This is a genomic window from Providencia sp. PROV223, from assembly GCF_028479245.1.
Classification (GTDB): Bacteria; Pseudomonadota; Gammaproteobacteria; order Enterobacterales; family Enterobacteriaceae; genus Providencia; species Providencia rettgeri.
Map to the genome: position 1 here is coordinate 1 of NZ_JAMPNG010000039.1, position 2,620 is coordinate 2,620.

Annotated in this window: 2 rRNA genes; both read right to left on the minus strand. The window is 51.9% G+C overall.

What is annotated here, in order from left to right:
* Window positions 1–6: 6 nt before the first annotated feature.
* Window positions 7–122, minus strand: a 5S ribosomal RNA gene (gene rrf / locus PR767_RS21165).
* A gap of 143 nt (window positions 123–265) precedes the next feature.
* Window positions 266–2,620 (minus strand): 23S ribosomal RNA (locus PR767_RS21170); the annotation flags it as partial.

Below are 2,620 nucleotides of genomic sequence, written 5' to 3' on the forward strand. Positions count from 1 at the left end.
TTGAATGTCTGGCAGTTCCCTACTCTCACATGGGGAGACCCCACACTACCATCGGCGCTACGGCGTTTCACTGCTGAGTTCGGCATGGGGTCAGGTGGGACCACCGCGCTATTGCCGCCAGACAAATTCTGTGTGTTCCCGTTTAATCTCACTTTCGTGCACTAAACCAGAACATCAATCTCGAACAAGCTGCTGTGTCCTTCACCTTTCGGCTTCTCACGCTTATTGAATCAACATAATCTCTCTAAAACACCTTCGGTGTTGTCAGGTTAAGCCTCACGGTTCATTAGTATTGGTTAGCTCAACGTATCGCTACGCTTACACACCCAACCTATCAACGTCTTAGTCTTAAACGTTCCTTTAGGACCCTTTAAGAGTCAGGGAAGACTCATCTCAAGGCAAGTTTCCCGCTTAGATGCTTTCAGCGGTTATCTCTTCCGCACTTAGCTACCGGGCAATGCCATTGGCATGACAACCCGAACACCAGTGGTGCGTCCACTCCGGTCCTCTCGTACTAGGAGCAGCCCCTTTCAATCTTCCAACGCCCACGGCAGATAGGGACCGAACTGTCTCACGACGTTCTAAACCCAGCTCGCGTACCACTTTAAACGGCGAACAGCCGTACCCTTGGGACCTACTTCAGCCCCAGGATGTGATGAGCCGACATCGAGGTGCCAAACACCGCCGTCGATATGAACTCTTGGGCGGTATCAGCCTGTTATCCCCGGAGTACCTTTTATCCGTTGAGCGATGGCCCTTCCATTCAGAACCACCGGATCACTAAGACCTACTTTCGTACCTGCTCGAGCCGTCACTCTCGCAGTCAAGCTGGCTTATGCCTTTGCACTAACCGCATGATGTCCGACCATGCTTAGCCAACCTTCGTGCTCCTCCGTTACTCTTTGGGAGGAGACCGCCCCAGTCAAACTACCCACCAGACACTGTCCGCACCCCGGATAACGGGGCTACGTTAGAACATCAAACATTAAAGGGTGGTATTTCAAGGTTGGCTCCATGCAGACTGGCGTCCACACTTCAAAGCCTCCCACCTATCCTACACATCAAGGCTCAATGTTCAGTGTCAAGCTATAGTAAAGGTTCACGGGGTCTTTCCGTCTTGCCGCGGGTACACTGCATCTTCACAGCGAGTTCAATTTCACTGAGTCTCGGGTGGAGACAGCCTGGCCATCATTACGCCATTCGTGCAGGTCGGAACTTACCCGACAAGGAATTTCGCTACCTTAGGACCGTTATAGTTACGGCCGCCGTTTACTGGGGCTTCGATCAAGAGCTTCTCCTTACGGATAACCCCATCAATTAACCTTCCAGCACCGGGCAGGCGTCACACCGTATACGTCCACTTTCGTGTTTGCACAGTGCTGTGTTTTTAATAAACAGTTGCAGCCAGCTGGTATCTGCGACTGGCTTCAGCTCCATCCGCGAGGGACTTCACCTAGCGCCAGCGTGCCTTCTCCCGAAGTTACGGCACCATTTTGCCTAGTTCCTTCACCCGAGTTCTCTCAAGCGCCTGAGTATTCTCTACCTGACCACCTGTGTCGGTTTGGGGTACGATTAATGATAATCTAGAGCTTAGAGGCTTTTCCTGGAAGCGGGGCATGAGCTACTTCATCACCGTAGTGACTCGTCGTCGGACCTCAGCATATAGTGAACCGGATTTGCCTAATTCACCTGCCTACATCCTTAAACCGGGACAACCGTCGCCCGGATAGCCTAGCCTTCTCCGTCCCCCCATCGCAATTATCACCAGTACGGGAATATTAACCCGTTTCCCATCGACTACGCATTTCTGCCTCGCCTTAGGGGTCGACTCACCCTGCCCCGATTAACGTTGGACAGGAACCCTTGGTCTTCCGGCGTGCGGGTTTTTCACCCGCATTATCGTTACTTATGTCAGCATTCGCACTTCTGATACCTCCAGCATACCTCACAGTACACCTTCACAGGCTTACAGAACGCTCCCCTACCCAACAATATTTACATATCGCTGCCGCAGCTTCGGTGCATAGTTTAGCCCCGTTACATCTTCCGCGCAGGCCGACTCGACCAGTGAGCTATTACGCTTTCTTTAAATGATGGCTGCTTCTAAGCCAACATCCTGGCTGTCTGAGCCTTCCCACTTCGTTTCCCACTTAACTATGACTTTGGGACCTTAGCTGGCGGTCTGGGTTGTTTCCCTCTTCACGACGAACGTTAGCACCCGCCGTGTGTCTCCCGTGATAACATTCTTCGGTATTCGTAGTTTGCATCGAGTTGGTAAGTCGGGATGACCCCCTAGTCGAAACAGTGCTCTACCCCCGAAGATGAGTTCACGAGGCGCTACCTAAATAGCTTTCGGGGAGAACCAGCTATCTCCCGGTTTGATTGGCCTTTCACCCCCAGCCACAAGTCATCCGCTAATTTTTCAACATTAGTCGGTTCGGTCCTCCAGTTAGTGTTACCCAACCTTCAACCTGCCCATGGCTAGATCACCGGGTTTCGGGTCTATACCCTGCAACTTATTCGCCCAGTTAAGACTCGGTTTCCCTACGGCTCCCCTATACGGTTAACCTTGCTACAGAATATAAGTCGCTGACCCATTATACAAAAGGTACGCAGTCAC